Annotated in this window: 12 protein-coding genes and 1 riboswitch; of the genes, 9 read left to right on the forward strand and 3 right to left on the reverse strand. The window is 72.9% G+C overall.

Annotated features, from left to right (window positions below):
- Positions 1-36: 36 nt before the first annotated feature.
- From AC4BGE_RS09220 to pcrA, 4 genes are all read left to right on the forward strand, one after another.
- Entirely contained in the window at positions 37-1,440 is a 1,404-nt protein-coding gene (locus AC4BGE_RS09220) for an APC family permease (protein WP_490569347.1), read from the forward strand.
- 1 nt (position 1,441) lies between these two features.
- Positions 1,442-1,912 (forward strand): universal stress protein, encoded by a 471-nt coding sequence (locus AC4BGE_RS09225; RefSeq protein ID WP_490575095.1) that lies wholly within the window; start codon positions 1,442-1,444, stop codon positions 1,910-1,912.
- A gap of 106 nt (positions 1,913-2,018) precedes the next feature.
- Positions 2,019-2,375, forward strand: a complete 357-nt coding sequence (locus tag AC4BGE_RS09230) for a hypothetical protein (RefSeq protein ID WP_490569345.1) — start codon at positions 2,019-2,021, stop codon at positions 2,373-2,375.
- A 33-nt stretch (positions 2,376-2,408) separates the two neighbouring features.
- Positions 2,409-4,847 carry a DNA helicase PcrA gene (gene pcrA / locus AC4BGE_RS09235; RefSeq protein ID WP_490569344.1) on the forward strand — a complete coding sequence of 813 codons (2,439 nt, stop codon included), beginning with the start codon at positions 2,409-2,411 and terminating at the stop codon, positions 4,845-4,847.
- A 58-nt stretch (positions 4,848-4,905) separates the two neighbouring features.
- On the opposite strand, the gene AC4BGE_RS09240 is transcribed toward pcrA, so the two are convergent.
- Positions 4,906-6,054 (reverse strand): M23 family metallopeptidase, encoded by a 1,149-nt coding sequence (locus AC4BGE_RS09240; protein ID WP_490575096.1) that lies wholly within the window; start codon positions 6,052-6,054, stop codon positions 4,906-4,908.
- Positions 6,055-6,262: 208 nt separating this feature from the next.
- Positions 6,263-7,609 (reverse strand): cryptochrome/photolyase family protein, encoded by a 1,347-nt coding sequence (locus tag AC4BGE_RS09245; RefSeq protein WP_490575097.1) that lies wholly within the window; start codon positions 7,607-7,609, stop codon positions 6,263-6,265.
- A 146-nt stretch (positions 7,610-7,755) separates the two neighbouring features.
- Here AC4BGE_RS09245 and sucC point away from each other — a divergent pair, with 146 nt between their 5' ends.
- Both sucC and sucD read left to right on the forward strand, forming a co-directional pair.
- Positions 7,756-8,937 (forward strand): ADP-forming succinate--CoA ligase subunit beta, encoded by a 1,182-nt coding sequence (gene sucC, locus AC4BGE_RS09250; RefSeq protein ID WP_490575098.1) that lies wholly within the window; start codon positions 7,756-7,758, stop codon positions 8,935-8,937.
- A gap of 16 nt (positions 8,938-8,953) precedes the next feature.
- Positions 8,954-9,835: a succinate--CoA ligase subunit alpha gene (gene sucD / locus AC4BGE_RS09255; RefSeq protein ID WP_490569340.1), complete on the forward strand. Its 882-nt coding sequence runs from the start codon at positions 8,954-8,956 to the stop codon at positions 9,833-9,835.
- A 65-nt stretch (positions 9,836-9,900) separates the two neighbouring features.
- Here the strand turns inward: sucD and AC4BGE_RS09260 are convergent, their stop codons facing one another.
- Positions 9,901-11,775 (reverse strand): RNA polymerase sigma factor, encoded by a 1,875-nt coding sequence (locus AC4BGE_RS09260; RefSeq protein WP_490575099.1) that lies wholly within the window; start codon positions 11,773-11,775, stop codon positions 9,901-9,903.
- Positions 11,776-11,922: 147 nt separating this feature from the next.
- Here AC4BGE_RS09260 and AC4BGE_RS09265 point away from each other — a divergent pair, with 147 nt between their 5' ends.
- From AC4BGE_RS09265 to purH, 3 genes are all read left to right on the forward strand, one after another.
- Entirely contained in the window at positions 11,923-13,203 is a 1,281-nt protein-coding gene (locus AC4BGE_RS09265) for a cell division protein PerM (protein ID WP_490575100.1), read from the forward strand.
- A 9-nt stretch (positions 13,204-13,212) separates the two neighbouring features.
- A complete protein-coding gene (purN, locus tag AC4BGE_RS09270) occupies positions 13,213-13,845 on the forward strand; it encodes a phosphoribosylglycinamide formyltransferase (RefSeq protein WP_490575101.1) in 633 nt (210 codons plus the stop codon).
- A 1-nt stretch (position 13,846) separates the two neighbouring features.
- A riboswitch (ZMP/ZTP riboswitch) is annotated at positions 13,847-13,924 on the forward strand.
- Between the two features lie 33 nt (positions 13,925-13,957).
- A complete protein-coding gene (gene purH / locus AC4BGE_RS09275; protein ID WP_490575102.1) occupies positions 13,958-15,532 on the forward strand; it encodes a bifunctional phosphoribosylaminoimidazolecarboxamide formyltransferase/IMP cyclohydrolase in 1,575 nt (524 codons plus the stop codon).
- The last annotated feature ends 21 nt before the right edge of the window (positions 15,533-15,553 follow it).

The following is a 15,553-nucleotide window of genomic DNA, read 5'->3' on the forward strand; positions in this document are numbered from 1 at the left end:
CGTTTCGCGGCGGCGGTGAGGGGGAACGCCAGGCAGGTGAACGACTCAGGGACGACGAGCCCGCCGGCGGCCGACCAGGACGACGACTCCGGGCTCAAGCGGTCCATCACCGGCCGCCTGCTCTTCTTCTACGTCCTCGGCGACGTCCTCGGCTCCGGCATCTACGTCCTCATCGGACAGGTCGCCGGCGTGGTGGGCGGTGCGTTCTGGATCGCCTTCGCGGTGGGCGTCTCGGTCGCCGCGATCACCGGGCTCGCCTACGCCGAGCTCGCCACGAAGTACCCCCAGGCGGCGGGCGCCGCGCTCTACGTCAACAAGGCCTTCGGCAACCGGGCGCTGACCTTCCTCATCACGGTCAGCTTCCTCTCCGCCAGCTTCGCCGCCGCCGGCTCGCTGGCCACCGGCTTCGCGCAGTACTTCGGCGAGCTCTGGGCGTTCCCGCCCACGCTGGTCGTCGCGCTCGTCTTCCTGCTGGTGCTCACGGTCATCAACTTCCTGGGCATCACCGAGTCGGTGGTCGCCAACATGGTCATGACCTTCATCGAGGTCGCCGGGCTGATCATCATCGTCGGCATCGGGATCTGGTACGTCGCCCAGGGCGACGCGGACTTCGGGGTGCTCACCGAGTTCGACACCCGGGACGGCGACAACGCGATCTTCGCGATCGTGGCGGGCGTCGCGCTGGCCTTCTTCTCCATGACGGGCTTCGAGAACGCCGTCAACGTCGCCGAGGAGACGGTGGCGCCGGAGAAGTCCTTCCCCCGCGCGCTGATCGGGGGCATGGTGGCCGCCGGTGTGATCTACGTGCTCGTCTCGATCGCCGCCGCGCTGACCGTGGGGGCCTCCACCCTCGCGGACTCCGAGGTGGCTCTTCTCGAGGTGGTGGAAGCCGACCTGGTCCCGGTCCCCGTCGGCTTCCTGACGGTGCTGTTCACCATCATCGCGTGCATCGCGATCACCAACACCACGCTCGTCGCGGTCGTCACGCAGCCGCGCATCCTCTACGGGATGGCCAACGAGGACGTCGTGCCCCGGGTCTTCGGCCGCATCCACGCCGCGCGCCGAAGCCCCTGGGTCGGTCTCATCTTCTCGGCGCTCGTCCTGGTGCTGCTGCTGGTGATCGGCACCTGGGTCACCGAGGTGACCGACGGCGGGCTCGACCTCGTCGGCCGCCTGGCCACGGTGACGGTCGTCTTCCTGCTCTTCATCTACGCCCTGGTCATCACCGCCGCCCTCAAGCTCGGCGACCAGGACGCCCACGAGCGCACCTTCCACGCCAACCGCCCCCTGCTGGTGGTCGGGCTGGTCGGCAACCTGGTGCTGCTCGTCTACGTGATCTGGGACGATCCCTCCTCGCTGCTGTGGTGTGCGGCACTCGTGGCGGTGGGCTTCGTCCTCTATGTGGTGCAGTATGTGGTCAGCCGGAGAAAGGCAGCCTGAGATGCATGTTGTCGTCGCCACCGACGGGTCCAAGCAGTCGCTGGCTGCGGCCCGCCACCTGAAGTCGTTCGCCGACCCGGCCAAGATCACGGTCATCACCGTGGTCGCCGTGGTCCGTCCCCTGGCGGCGGTGCCGTTCGCCGACGACCTGCACGGCCCCGAGCGGGTCGGGGCCGTGGAGTCCGCGTCCTTCCGGACGGCCGCCGAGCGCGCGGTCGCCGCGGTCGCGGAGGTCTTCGACGGCTGGGGCCCCAAGGTGCAGCGCCGGATCCGCAGCGGCTCCCCGGCCAACGAGATCCTCAAGCTGGCCAAGCAGGTCGACGCCGGCCTGGTCGTGGTGGCCAGCGGCAGCCGCGGGATCAGCGACACCGTGCTGGTGGGCAGCACCGCGCAGCGCGTCCAGCAGTACGCGCCCTGCCCGGTGCTCGTGGTGCGTCCGGCGCCGCGGCCGCGGCGCGCCCGGAAGGCCTGAGGCCGCCGTCCGCGCTGGGCCCGCCCACGGCGTGGGCGGCCTGAGGCCGCCGTCCGCGCTGGGCCCGCCCAAGGCGTGGGCGGCCTGAGGCACTACCCTTCGCCGCATGGAGATCCTGCGTCTGGTCCTGCTCCTCATCCACATCCTGGGCTTCGCCGCTCTGCTCGGCGGGCTGCTGGTGCAGCTCTCCGACGGGGAGAAGCGCGTCAACAGGCTGATGCGCGACGGGATCGGCACCGCCTTCGTCAGCGGCGTGCTCCTGGTCGGCGTCCTGGAGTCGGTGGGTGACCCCGACCACATGAAGATCGGCGTCAAGTTCGCGATCACCCTCCTGCTCCTGGTGCTGGTGATGGCCAACATGCGCAAGCCCCGCATCCCGGACGGCCTCTTCTACGGGCTGCTCGCGCTCACGGTGATCAACATCGCGGTGGCGATCTTCTGGAGCCCGGTGCACGCGGCCTGACCCGTCGGTGCCGCCACGTAGGGTGGCACCGAGATGAGCAGCCCCTTCACCCTTCCCGGACTCGAACACCCCCAGCAGCCCGAGCGCCCCGCGGGCGGTCCGCCCGGCGGCCGCCGCGGCCCCAGTGCCGAAGAGCTGCTGGAGGGCCTCAACGAGCCCCAGCGCCAGGCCGTCGTGCACGAGGGCGCGCCCCTGCTGGTGGTGGCCGGGGCGGGCTCGGGCAAGACCCGGGTGCTGGCCAGGCGGATCGCCTGGCTGGTGGCCCAGCGCGGGGTGCACCCCGGCTCGATCCTGGCGATCACCTTTACCAACAAGGCCGCCGCCGAGATGAAGGAGCGGGTCGAGGACCTGGTCGGCAAGCGCGCCCGGATGATGTGGGTCTCCACCTTCCACTCCGCCTGCGTCCGGATCCTGCGCAAGGAGATCGAGCGCATCGGCTACAAGTCCGGCTTCTCGATCTACGACGCGGCCGACTCCAAGCGCCTGGTCACCCTGGTGCTGCGCGACCTCGAGCTCGACCCGAAGCGGTACCAGCCGGGCGCGGTCCTCAACTGGATCTCCGACCAGAAGAACGACCTGCGCGACCCCGACGAGGCGGCGAAGGAGACGCGGAACGGCTTCGAGGAGACCTATGCCTCGATCTACGCGCTCTACCAGCGTCGGCTGAGCGAGGCCAACGCGCTGGACTTCGACGACATCCTGATGCTCACCGTCCACATCCTCCAGGCCTTCCCGGAGGTGCGGGAGACCTACCGGCGGCGGTTCCGGCACGTGCTCGTCGATGAGTACCAGGACACCAACCACGCGCAGTACGCGCTGATCCACCAGCTCTGCGCCCACGACCCCGAGGAGATCGGCAGCACCCCCGCCGCCGAGCGGGTGGAGCCGGCGGAGCTGATGGTGGTCGGCGACGCCGACCAGTCGATCTACGCCTTCCGGGGCGCCAACATCCGCAACATCCTCGACTTCGAGCAGGACTTCCCCGACGCCACCTCGATCCTGCTCGAGCAGAACTACCGCTCCACCCAGACGATCCTGACCACCGCCAACGCGGTCATCGGCAACAACAAGGGACGCAAGCCCAAGCGCCTGTGGACCGACGCCGGCGAGGGGGAGCGGATCGTCGGCTACGTGGCCGACGACGAGCACGACGAGGCCCGGTTCGTCTCCGACGAGATCGACCGGCTGGTCGACGGCGGCCTGCGGGCCGGCGACGTCGCGGTCTTCTACCGCACCAACGCCCAGTCGCGGGTCTTCGAGGAGATCTTCATCCGCACCGGGCAGCCCTACAAGGTGGTCGGGGGAGTGCGCTTCTACGAGCGCAAGGAGGTGCGCGACGCGCTGGCCTACCTGCGGCTGCTGGTCAACCCCGCCGACGAGATCTCGCTGCGCCGCATCCTCAACACCCCCAAGCGCGGCATCGGTGACCGCGCCGAGGCGTGTGTCGCGGCGCTGGCCCAACGTGACGGGCTCACCTTCTGGGAGGCGCTGACCCGGGCCGACGAAGCGCCCGGCCTGGCGACTCGCTCCCTGCGTAGCATCACCTCCTTCGTGGGCGTGATCGAGGAGCTGATGTCGATGGTCGACGCCGGCGAGCGGGCCGACGTGGTGCTCGAGTCGGTGCTGGAGCGCTCGGGCTACCTCGCCGAGCTGGAGGCCTCCGACGACCCCCAGGACGCCACCCGGGTGGAGAACCTCGCCGAGCTCGTGGCCGTGGCCCGGGAGTTCGCCGAGGACCCGGTGGCCGCGCCGTCCGCCGATCCCACCGACGTGGAGGCGGGCACCGTCGCCCCCGGGCTCGCTGACTTCCTCGAGCGCGTCGCCCTGGTCGCCGACAGCGACCAGATCCCCGAGAGCCCCGAGGAGCAGGAGCAGGGAGTGGTGACGCTGATGACCCTGCACACCGCCAAGGGCCTGGAGTTTCCGGTGGTCTTCCTCACCGGCATGGAGGACGGCGTCTTCCCGCACATGCGCTCCCTCGGCGACCAGACCGAGCTCGAGGAGGAGCGCCGGCTGGCCTACGTCGGCATCACCCGGGCCCGGGAGCGGCTCTACATCTCACGCGCCGTCGTCCGCTCGGCCTGGGGAGCGCCCTCGCACAACCCGGCCTCCCGGTTCCTCGACGAGCTCCCCGTCGACCTGGTCGACTGGCGCCGCACCGAGGCGGCCCAGACCAGGTGGTCGCGTCCGGACTTGGCGTCGGGGTCCCCGGCCGGCCTGGGAGCGCCCACGGCCGCGGGTCGCCGCAACTTCTCCTCGGCAGCGTTGCGTGCCGACGCGGCCTCGAAGGCCCGGCCCTCGCGGCCGATCCCGTCCCTGTCGCCGGGCGACCGGGTGGCACACGACTCGTTCGGCCTGGGCACCGTGGTGAGCGTCGAGGGCGCGGCCGAGAAGTCGGTGGCGTCGATCGACTTCGGGTCCGAGGGCGTCAAGCGGCTGCTGCTGCGCTACGCCCCGGTGGAGAAGCTCTAGCCGAGGGCGGCCGGCCGGGGGGCCGAGCCCGCGGGCCGAGGGTCCGTCCGCCGCGGCGTCAGGGACGCAGGCCGTGCTCGAGCAGGCTCGAGTACGGGTCGACCGGGTTCGAGCCGCCGGGGCGGATCTCCAGGTGGAGGTGCGGACCGGTCGAGTTGCCGGTGCTGCCGACGGTGCCGATGACCTGGCCGCCGGTGACCTTGGTGCCGACGCTGACGTTCATGCTGGTCTGGTGGCAGTACCAGACCTCGGTGCCGTCCTCCAGGGTGAGCACGGTCTTGTTGCCGTAGGAGCCGTCGTAGCCGACCTCGGTGATCGTCCCGTTGGCGACCGCGCGCAGCGGCGTGCCGGAGGGAGCGGCGAAGTCGAGGCCGGTGTGGGTGGTCGACCACAGGCTGCTCGACATCCCGAAGGTGGCGGAGAGGCGGTAGCCCTCCACCGGCATGACCCACTGGTTGGCCTCGATCTTGGCCGCCTGCCGGTCGGCCTGGACCGAGAGGCTCTCCAGCGTCTTCGAGCGCTGGGCGGCGGCCTTCTCGGCCTTGGCGACCAGCTTGGCCTCGACGCGCTCGGCGGCCTCGAGCCGGTTGGAGTCGCGGCTCACGACACCGGTGCGCTCCTCGAGGATCTCCTCGTCGACCGCGAAGCCGGCGGCGGAGGCCGCGGCGGCGACCTCGGAGGTGGTGCTGTGCGAGGCCTCGGTCAGCGACGGACCGGCGGTGAGGGCACCGCCGGCCGAGACGGCCAGCGCGGCCACCCCGGCCAGGATCGGCGCGGAGGGCAGGGCCTTGAGGAAGGAGCCGCGGGTGTCGGCGGCGCTGGAGCGGGCGGCCCGGCGCTTCCCGGTGGCGGGGCTCAGGATCTCGGTCGAGCTGGAGGCGGAGGCGACGCGGACCGGCCCGGGCCGGCTGGCGGCGACGGCGGGGGTGCGCTCGACCTCGCTGCGCGAGACACGCGCCCGGCGGGCGGGCTTGGCGGCGGAGAGGGACCGGGGTGCCCGGGCGGCGCGCTTGGGCTCGGGTCGTGCGGCGCGCTTGCCGGCGACGGGCGTCGAGCCGGTGCGCGGCTCCGAGGTCGGGACCTCGGAGCGGAGCGGCGTGCTCGCCTGGGGTGCGGGGGCCGAGTGGCGGGTGACAAGGGGCTTGCGCGGTGCGCGAACCTCCGAGGTTGCGCGGCGGGAGCCGCGCTCAGCTCGGTGGTTTCCCATCTAGGTTTACCTCGCAAAGTAGGGGGTACAACTGGCCAGTAGGCCGGACAACTCGGGCGACTGTACCGGATCTTCGGCCCCTGCCGGAATGCCCAGGTCTCCCAGTGTGGAACAACTTTGCTGGGCGCGCGGCATAACCGCAGGACAGGGCGGGTTCGCCGGTCCAGACCAGCCCGTGGCGGTGGGGACAATCACACCCGGCGCCCGCTCAGCGGGCCTCCGCGTAGCGCCGCAGAGCCTCCTCGCGCTCGGCCGCGTGGTCGACGATCCGGAGCGGGTAGCCGTGGTCGAGGCCACCCTCGTGACGCCACGGCTCGTGCGCGGCGGCGCCGGGCAGGTGGGCCAGCTCGGGCACCCATCGGCGCACGTAGACGCCGTCCGGGTCGAAGCGGAGCCCCTGGGCGACGGGGTTGAATACCCGGAAGTAGGGGGAGGCATCGGTGCCGGTGCCCGCCACCCACTGCCACCCGTGGTTGTTGGAGGCGAGGTCGGCGTCGGCGAGGTGGTCCAGGAAGAACCGGGCGCCGACCGGCCACCACACGTGCAGGTCCTTGGTCAGGAAGCTGGCGGTCACCATCCGCAGCCGGTTGTGCATCCACCCCTCCTCGCGCAGCTGGCGCATGCCGGCGTCGACGAAGGGGAAGCCGGTGGTGCCGGTGCGCCAGGCCTCGACCGCGTCCTCCTCGTGGGAGTAGCGCAGGCCGCTCAGCGCCGGGCGGAGGTCCGCCCAGGCCGAGTCGGGCCGGTGGTGGAGCACGTCGGCGTAGAACTCCCGCCACCCCAGCTCGGTGACGAAGCGCTGGGCGCCGGGCCCGCCCTGACCCGCGAGGTCGGCGAGCAGCGAGCGCGGATGCAGGGCGCCCACGCTCAGCCACGGGGAGAGGCGCGAGGTGGCGTCGCGGTCGGGGCGGTCGCGGTCGTAGTCCTCGAGCAGGTCGTCGCGGAACCGGCGCCACCGGCGCCAGGCGGCCTCCTCCCCGGCGGTGGGCAGCCGGGCCAGTGCCGCGGCGGCCTCACGCAGCAGGCGCAGCGCCTCCGGGTCGGAGGGTGCCGCCACCAGTTGCGGTGCCCGGGGTGTCGGCGCCGGGTCGGGCCGGGGCGCCGCGCGCCACGCGCGCGCCCAGGGGGTGAAGACCTGGTAGGGGCTCCCCGCCTGGTTGCGCACCAGGCCCGGCCCCACCAGGTAGGGGGAGCCCGAGGGGCGCCACTGCGCCACACCCTGCTCGGCCAGCGCCCGCTCCACCGCGCGGTCCCGGCGGGCGCCGTACGGCGTGGTCTCGGCCGAGACGTGCACCGAGGTCGCCGCCACCTCCTCGACCAGCCGGGGCAGCACCACGGCGGGGTCCCCGAGGCGGACCACCAGGCCGCCGCCCAGTCGCTCGTCCAGGGCCCGGAGACTGCGGGCCAGCCACGCGCGGCGCAGCGGCGAGGCCTGTGCCCACAGGCGGGGGTCGACCACGAAGGCGGGAAGGGTTGGCCCGGCCGTCGTGGAGGCCAGGAGCGCGGGGTGGTCGCGGGTGCGGAGGTCCCGCCGGAACCACGTCACTGCGCCCATGCGCCCACGCTATCGACGGGTCGGCTGGCCGGGGCCTGATCACTGTGCGTCCATGGCCGGACCCGGACTCGGGCGTGAGCGGTGCTGAGGTCTATGGTGCCCGAAGGAATCCCCGGACTGTCAATGAGAAAAAAAGGACTGGGTGGATGTCAGACCTGATGGAGTACCAGGCGAAGGAGCTCTTCGCCAAGCACGGTGTCACCACGACCCTCGGTGTCGTCGTGGAGTCGGCCGACGAGGCCAGGGCCGCTGCTGAGCAGATGGGTGGCGTCACCGTCATCAAGGCCCAGGTCAAGGCCGGCGGCCGTGGCAAGGCCGGCGGGGTGAAGCTGGCCAAGACCCCCGACGAGGCGCAGCAGCACGCCGCCAACATCCTCGGGATGGAGATCAAGGGCCTCACGGTCAACCGGGTCCTGGTGACCCCGGCGACCCCGCCGGTGGAGGAGTACTACTTCTCCTTCCTGCTGGACCGCGCCAACCGCTCGCACCTGTGCATCGCGTCCGTCGAGGGTGGTGTGGAGATCGAGGAGGTCGCCAAGACCAACCCCGAGGCCGTGCGCCAGATCCCGATCGACGCCCTGGAGGGCGTGACCCCGGAGAAGGCCGCCGCGATCGTCGACGAGGCGAAGTTCCCCGCCGAGCTGCGCGACCAGGCCATCGAGATGGTCCAGGCGCTGTGGAAGGTCTACGTCGAGGAGGACGCGACGCTGGTCGAGGTCAACCCGCTGGCCCGCCTCGAGGGCGACAAGCTCGAGGCGCTCGACGGCAAGGTCTCGCTCGACGAGAACGCCGAGTTCCGCCACGAGGACCACGCCGCGTTCACCATCCGCGACGAGGAGGACCCGCTCGAGGCGAAGGCCAAGGACAAGGGCCTCAACTACGTCAAGCTCGACGGCCAGGTCGGCATCATCGGCAACGGCGCGGGCCTGGTCATGTCGACCCTCGACGTGGTCGCCTACGCCGGCGAGGCCCACGGCAACGTGACCCCGGCCAACTTCCTCGACATCGGGGGCGGCGCCAACGCCCAGGTGATGGCCGACGGCCTCGACGTGATCCTCCACGACCCCCAGGTCAAGAGCGTCTTCGTCAACGTCTTCGGCGGCATCACCGCGTGCGACGAGGTCGCCAACGGGATCGTCGGCGCCCTGGAGATCCTCGGTGACGAGGCCACCAAGCCGCTGGTCGTCCGTCTCGACGGCAACAACGTCGAGGAGGGGCGCCGCATCCTCAACGAGGCGAACCACCCGCTGGTGACCCTCGTCGACACCATGGACGGCGCGGCCGACAAGGCCGCCGAGCTGGCCAACACCGACAAGCACAGCGCCTGAGACGGAGCACGAACACATGTCTATCTACCTGAACAAGGACTCCAAGATCATCGTCCAGGGCATGACGGGCGGGATGGGCTCCAAGCACACCACCCTCATGGTCGAGGCCGGGTCCAACATCGTGGGCGGTGTCAACGCCCGCAAGGCCGGCACCTCCGTCGAGCTGGCCGGCAAGGAGCTGCCCGTCTTCGGCAGCGTCGCGGAGGCCATGAAGGAGACCGGCGCCGACGTGTCGGTCGTCTTCGTCCCCCCGGCCTTCACCAAGGACGCCTGCATCGAGGCCATCGACGCCGGCATCGGCCTGCTGGTCGTCATCACCGAGGGCGTCCCGGTGCAGGACACCGCGGAGGTCTTCGCCTACCTCGAGGGCAAGTCCACCCGGATGATCGGCCCCAACTGCCCCGGCATCATCACGCCGGAGGAGTCGCTGGCCGGCATCACGCCGCACACCATCGCGGGCAAGGGTCCGATCGGTCTCGTCTCGAAGTCCGGCACCCTGACCTACCAGATGATGTACGAGCTCAAGGACTACGGCTTCACCACCGCGATCGGCATCGGTGGCGACCCGATCATCGGCACCACCCACATCGACGCCCTCGAGGCCTTCGAGAACGACCCGGAGACCAAGGCGATCGTGATGATCGGCGAGATCGGCGGCGACGCCGAGGAGCGGGCGGCCGCCTACATCAAGGAGCACGTCACCAAGCCGGTCGTCGGCTACGTGGCCGGCTTCACCGCCCCGGAGGGCAAGACGATGGGCCACGCCGGCGCCATCGTCTCCGGCTCCTCGGGCACCGCCCAGGCCAAGAAGGAGGCCCTGGAGGCTGCCGGAGTCAAGGTCGGCAAGACCCCCTCGGAGACCGCCGCGCTGATGCGGGAGATCCTCAAGAGCCTCTGAGGCCCCGCGCGCACGCGCACCGCGAGACGCCCCGACCACCCACCGGTGGTCGGGGCGTCTCGTCGTCAGCCCTGCTTCTCGAAGCGGGGCAGCCGCTCCAGCGCTCGCTTGGCGAGCCAGACGAAGTCGTCACGCGCCATGGTGCGGTCCCGCGCGGGGGTGAAGCCCACCTGGGCGACCTTGTCGCCGTGGCGCATGACCGCCATCAGGAACTCCACCGACTGCGCGTCGGAGATCGCCAGCTCCAGGCGCCACACCGTGAGGTCGACCTTCTTCCCGTCGCGGTTGTAGAGGCGGGAGACCTCGGTCCCGAAGCCCTCCTGGGCGCACCGGGCCAACCGGGAGCGGACCTGGTCGACGAAGGCCCGGCCCACCTTCGGCGACCGCGCCGTCGCGGCCGTCTCGGTGAGCCCGAACTCGTCGGTCCGGTTGCCCCGCGGGAAGAGGAAGGTACGGGTCTGGCTGTCCCGCAGTCCCTTGGCCTGGAAGTCGGCGCGGTCGCAGCGGGTGGAGGCCGCGTTGCTCCCGGCCGGCTTCGGGGTGGTGCCGACCCAGGGGCCGACGGCGCCGGAGACCGGGGGGAGGTCGGACTCGGTGAGCATCCCCGGGGCCACCGCCGAGACGGGGACCTTGGCGGGGCGGGCCCGTGGCGGGGAGGCGCAGGCGCCGGTGCCGGGCAGGCCGCACCCGGCGTTCACCGCGGCCGCGAGCAGCTGGGCGGTCGGGCGGGTGGCGCGGCGCACCCCAGGGACCCGGGTGGCGACGGTGGTCAACACCTGGCCGGAGCGGGCGACGCCGACCTGCAGGGTGCGGGTCGGGCCCGACCACTGGCGCAGGGTGTAGAGGCGGGCCTCGTCACCGACCCGGCGCAGGTCGTGGACGGCGAGCAGCTGGGTCCGCGGCGCCGTGCAGGCACCCATCCATCCCTGGACGGTGCGGAAGGCCTCGGCGGCCGCCTCGGGGGTGGCCGAGAGGTCGACCACCTCGGTGGCGGTGGCGGTGACCTTCGGCTCGGCGCGCTTCTTCCGGTTCTTCTTGCCGCGGGCCGCCTTGGGCCGGGTGCTGCCCTCGAAGGACCGGACCAGGGTGCCGAGGCCCTCGGGGTCGGCGTACCGGGCCCCCTGGCACGGCAGCACCAGCCCGTCGCCGTCCCGGTTGTCGTGGGTGGAGGTCTCGGTCCACTTCAGTCCCCGGCTGACCCGCCGGACCTGCTCGGGCCGCAGCAGCACCTCCTCGGTCAGGGTGGGAGCGACCTCCTCGGCCTGGACCTGGGTGGCCCGGCGCTCGAAGCCCTGGTCGCCGAGGCTGGCGCCGACCGTGTCGCCCTGGGCCACGACCACCCCGCTGGCCACCACCGCGACAACGGTGGCGGCCACCCCGACCAGGGTGTGGGTACGGCGCCGGGCGGTCCCGGCCCGCCGCAACGCGGTGCTGCGCGGCCAGCGTCCGCCCGCGGTGAAGGTCGCCAGCGCCTCGAGGTGCCCCTCGACCTCCGGCCCCCGGCAGTCCCGGGCCTCGGCGAAGGCCGCGGTGCCCTCGGTCAGGAGCCGGCGCGCGGTGTCCTGGGGGACGCCGACCTCGCGGGCGATCTCCGGCATCGGCAGGCCCGGCAGGTCGGCCAGCACCAGGACCTTGCGCTGGGCCGTGGAGAGCGTGGACAGCGCATCGAGGGTCGCGGCGACCTCGGCGGGCACGTCCTTCTCCTTGTGCCACAGTCGGGCGGTGTGCCGGTGCCGGGCCCGGCGCCAGACCAGCGGCCGCAGCCACGCCTCCTTGTCGGCCAGCGTGCGAACCTTGTGCCAGTGGTGCCAGGCGACGGCGAAGGCGTCGCGGACGGCGGTCCGCGACACGTGCAGGTCGCCGGTCAGTGCGTAGGCCTCGGCAAGGAGGCGGTCGCGCACGTCCTTGTAGAGGTCGTCGAAGTCGTTCGCTTGCGTCATGGCGGTTCCAAGGTACGTGAGGGGTGGAGGCCACGCAGCGGTCTCCGGCATTCGTCGCGCTCGCCGCCGCGGGCCGCGCGGTGCCCAGGTGCGGGGACGGCGTGCCTGCGCCCGGGGGCAGGTCGCGGGGGAGATGATGGCAGCGCCATGACCTCGTTGCTGTCCTCCACCGCGTCCGGGGCACGAGCGGCCTCCCAGGAGACGCCGCCCGGGCCGCGCCGCCGACCGGTCCTGGTGCTCGCGCTGCTCGCGGGGGTGCTGGCCGCCGGGCTGGTCCTGGCCGCCTGCGTCGTGCTGGCCCTGCTCGGCTGGTTCCTGAGCGACCTCGGTGCCCACGGGGAGCCGCGGGCCGCCCTGGCCGTCGGCGCCGGCGGCTGGCTGGTCGCCCACGGCTCCGGCGTCGTCGTGCGCGGCGCCCCGGTGACGCTGGTCCCGCTGGGGCTGACGCTGCTGGCGCTGTGGAGCGTCTGGCGCAGCGGGTACCGGCTCGGCGAGCGGCTGTGGGGCCACGGTCCCGACGCCCACGGCATCGACGACGGACAGCGCGACTGGACCGTCCCGGTCGCGGTCCTCGGCTTCGGCCTCGGGTACTCCGCGGTCGCCCTCGGGCTGGGCGGCGTCCTCGGCGAGGAGCTCGCCTCCGCCCAGGGCCCGGTGCTGACGTGGGTGGCCGGCCTCACCGTGCTCGTCGCCGCGCCGGCGGTGGCCGCCGGCTCCGGCCGGGCCGCGGTCTGGGGCTCGGCGCTCTCCCCGGTGCTGCGCCACACCCTCATCACCGCCAGGTCGGCGGTGCTGCTGCACCTGCTGGTCGCCGCACTGCTGCTGCTCGCCGCGCTCGCCCTGGGCCTCGGCGAGGCGGCCAACATGGTCGAGCAGCTGGGCACGTCGCCGGGCGAGACCGTGCTGCTGGTCCTGGCCTGTCTCGCCCTGCTGCCCAACGCCGTGCTCTGCGCGAGCGCCTTCCTGGCCGGCCCCGGCTTCGCGGTGGGCGGCGGCACCCTGGTCTCCCCGGCGGCGGTGGCGCTGGGGCCCCTGCCGATCCTGCCGCTCCTGGCCGCCCTGCCCGACGAGGGCACCGTGCTGCCGGGGGCCGCGGCGATCATGCTCGTCCCGGCCGCCGTGGCGGCGGCCGCCGCCGTGCGCACCCAGCGCCGGCGTCCCGCCCTGCGCTGGGACCACGGTGCGCTGCGCGGCTGCGGCGGTGGCCTGCTCGCCGGCGTCGTGCTCACCGCCCTGACGTCGCTGGCCGGGGGAGCGGCGGGCCCGGGCCGGATGCGGTTCGTGGGGCCGTTCACCTCCGAGGTGCTCGTCCACCTGGTCACCGCGATGGGCGTCGGCGGCCTGGTCGGGGGGCTGGCGATCACCTGGTGGCAGCGGCACACCTCGGTGCCGGCTGACGATGCGGACGAGGCCGACCGGGGTCACTAGACTCCCCGCGTGTCCAGCCTCCCCGCTCCCGCCCGGCTCGTCGTCCTCGTCTCCGGCGCGGGGACCAACCTGCAGGCCCTCCTCGACGCCTGCGCCGACCCGTCCTTCGGGGCCCGGGTCGTCGGCGTCGGCTCCGACCGCCCGGACGCCGAGGGGCTCGCCCGCGCCGAGCGCCACGGGGTGCCGACCTTCGTCAAGGAGCTGAGCCGGTTCGAGTCCCGCGAGACCTGGGACCACGCCATGGCCCGGGCGGTGGCCGGCTTCGAGCCCGACCTGGTGGTGCTGGCCGGCTTCATGCGGCTGCTGAGCGAGGAGTTCCTGGCCCTCTTCCCCGGGCGGGTCGTCAACACCCACCCCGCTCTCTCCCCGTCGTTCCCGGGCGTCCGTGGCCCGGCCGACGCCCTCGAGTACGGCGTCAAGGTGACCGGCTGCACCCTCTTCGTGGTCGACGGCGGGGTCGACACCGGCCCGATCATCGCCCAGCGGGTGGTCCCGGTCGAGGACGGCGACGACCCGGCGTCGCTGCACGAGCGGATCAAGACCGCCGAGCGCGCGATGCTCGTCGAGGCCGTGGGCCGGATCGCCCGCGAGGGTCTGTCCGTGCAGGGGCGCAAGGTGCGCTTCGGCTCCCCGGCGTCGTAGGGTTGGGCCACACGACTGGCGCAGGTGGGACACCACCAGGGAGTGACGTCGCGCGGCATCGAACGCCTGGGTGCCCCGGAGGATCGTCCGTCCCCTGCCGAGGAGAGTCACCGTGTCCGACCGCATCCCGCTCCGCCGAGCGCTCGTCTCCGTCTATGACAAGACCGGCCTGGAGGCCCTCGTCCGGGGCCTGCACGACGCCGGCGTCGCCCTGGTCTCCACGGGCGGCTCGGCCGCGCTGATCGAGGGCCTCGGCCTGCCGGTCACCCGCGTCGAGGACCTGACCGGCTTCCCCGAGTGCCTGGACGGCCGGGTCAAGACCCTGCACCCCCGGGTGCACGCCGGGATCCTCGCCGACCGCCGGCTCGAGAGCCACGTCGCCCAGCTCGAGGAGCTGGAGGTCGAGCCCTTCGACCTGGTCGTCTGCAACCTCTACCCCTTCGCCCAGACGGTCGCCTCCGGTGCCGGCCCCGACGAGTGCGTGGAGCAGATCGACATCGGCGGGCCCTCGATGGTCCGGGCCGCGGCCAAGAACCACCCCTCGGTGGCCATCGTGACCTCCCCGGACCGCTACGACGAGGTCCTCACCGCGGCCTCGGAGGGCGGCTTCACCCTCGCGCAGCGGCAGCGCCTCGCCGCGGAGGCCTTCGTGCACACCGCCTCCTACGACGTCGCGGTCGCCTCCTGGATGGGCAACGTGCTGACCGACACCAGCGACGGCACCGGCTTCCCCGCGTGGACCGGGGCGACCTGGCAGAAGCAGGCGGTGCTGCGCTACGGCGAGAACCCGCACCAGGCGGCCGCGCTCTACGCCGACGGCCACGTGGTCGAGCCCGGGCTGGCACAGGCCCGGCAGCTGCACGGCAAGGAGATGTCCTACAACAACTACGTCGACGCGGACGCCGCGCGCCGCGCCGCCTACGACTTCGCCGGTCCGGCCGTGGCGATCATCAAGCACGCCAACCCCTGCGGCCTCGCGGTCGGGGACGACGTGGCCGCCGCACACCGCAAGGCCCACGCCTGCGACCCGGTCTCCGCCTTCGGGGGGGTGATCGCCACCAACGTGCCGGTCTCGGTCGAGATGGCGCGCCAGGTCTCCGAGGTCTTCACCGAGGTCGTGGTGGCGCCCGGCTACGAGGAGGGCGCGGTGGAGCTGCTGAGCACCAAGCGCAACATCCGTCTTCTCGAGTGCGACCCGCCCGGCCGCACGGGCGTGGAGAGCCGGCCCATCTCCGGCGGGCTCCTGGTGCAGCACCGCGACCTGGTCGACGCCGTCGTCGAGGGCGGCGGGGACGACCCGTCCGACTGGCGCCTGGTCGCCGGCGAGCCCGCGACGCCGGAGATGCTCGCCGACCTGGAGTTCGCCTGGCGGGCCTGCCGCTCGGTGAAGTCCAACGCGATCCTGCTGGCCGCCGGTGGCGCCTCGGTCGGGGTGGGGATGGGCCAGGTCAACCGGGTCGACTCCTGCAAGCTGGCCGTCGAGCGCGCCGGCGACCGGGCCGCGGGCTCCGTGGCGGCCTCCGACGCCTTCTTCCCCTTCGCCGACGGACCGCAGATCCTGGTCGAGGCCGGGGTGCGGGCGATCGTGGCCCCGGGGGGCTCGGTCCGCGACCCGGAGGTGGTGGAGGCGCTCGCCGCAGCAGGGGTGACGACGTACTTCACCGGCACCCGCCACTTCTTCCACTGACCGGGGCGCGGTGAAGGTGCT

The sequence above is a fragment of the Nocardioides sp. Z50_6 genome (assembly GCF_058215755.1).

Coding starts and splice junctions, on each gene's coding strand:
- AC4BGE_RS09225 (WP_490575095.1), top strand. CDS start 1,442: ATGCATGTTGTCGTCGCCACCGACGGGTCCAAGCAGTCGCTGGCTGCG.
- AC4BGE_RS09230 (WP_490569345.1), top strand. CDS start 2,019: ATGGAGATCCTGCGTCTGGTCCTGCTCCTCATCCACATCCTGGGCTTC.
- pcrA (WP_490569344.1), top strand. CDS start 2,409: ATGAGCAGCCCCTTCACCCTTCCCGGACTCGAACACCCCCAGCAGCCC.
- AC4BGE_RS09240 (WP_490575096.1), bottom strand. CDS start 6,054: ATGGGAAACCACCGAGCTGAGCGCGGCTCCCGCCGCGCAACCTCGGAG.
- AC4BGE_RS09245 (WP_490575097.1), bottom strand. CDS start 7,609: ATGGGCGCAGTGACGTGGTTCCGGCGGGACCTCCGCACCCGCGACCAC.
- sucC (WP_490575098.1), top strand. CDS start 7,756: ATGTCAGACCTGATGGAGTACCAGGCGAAGGAGCTCTTCGCCAAGCAC.
- sucD (WP_490569340.1), top strand. CDS start 8,954: ATGTCTATCTACCTGAACAAGGACTCCAAGATCATCGTCCAGGGCATG.
- AC4BGE_RS09260 (WP_490575099.1), bottom strand. CDS start 11,775: ATGACGCAAGCGAACGACTTCGACGACCTCTACAAGGACGTGCGCGAC.
- AC4BGE_RS09265 (WP_490575100.1), top strand. CDS start 11,923: ATGACCTCGTTGCTGTCCTCCACCGCGTCCGGGGCACGAGCGGCCTCC.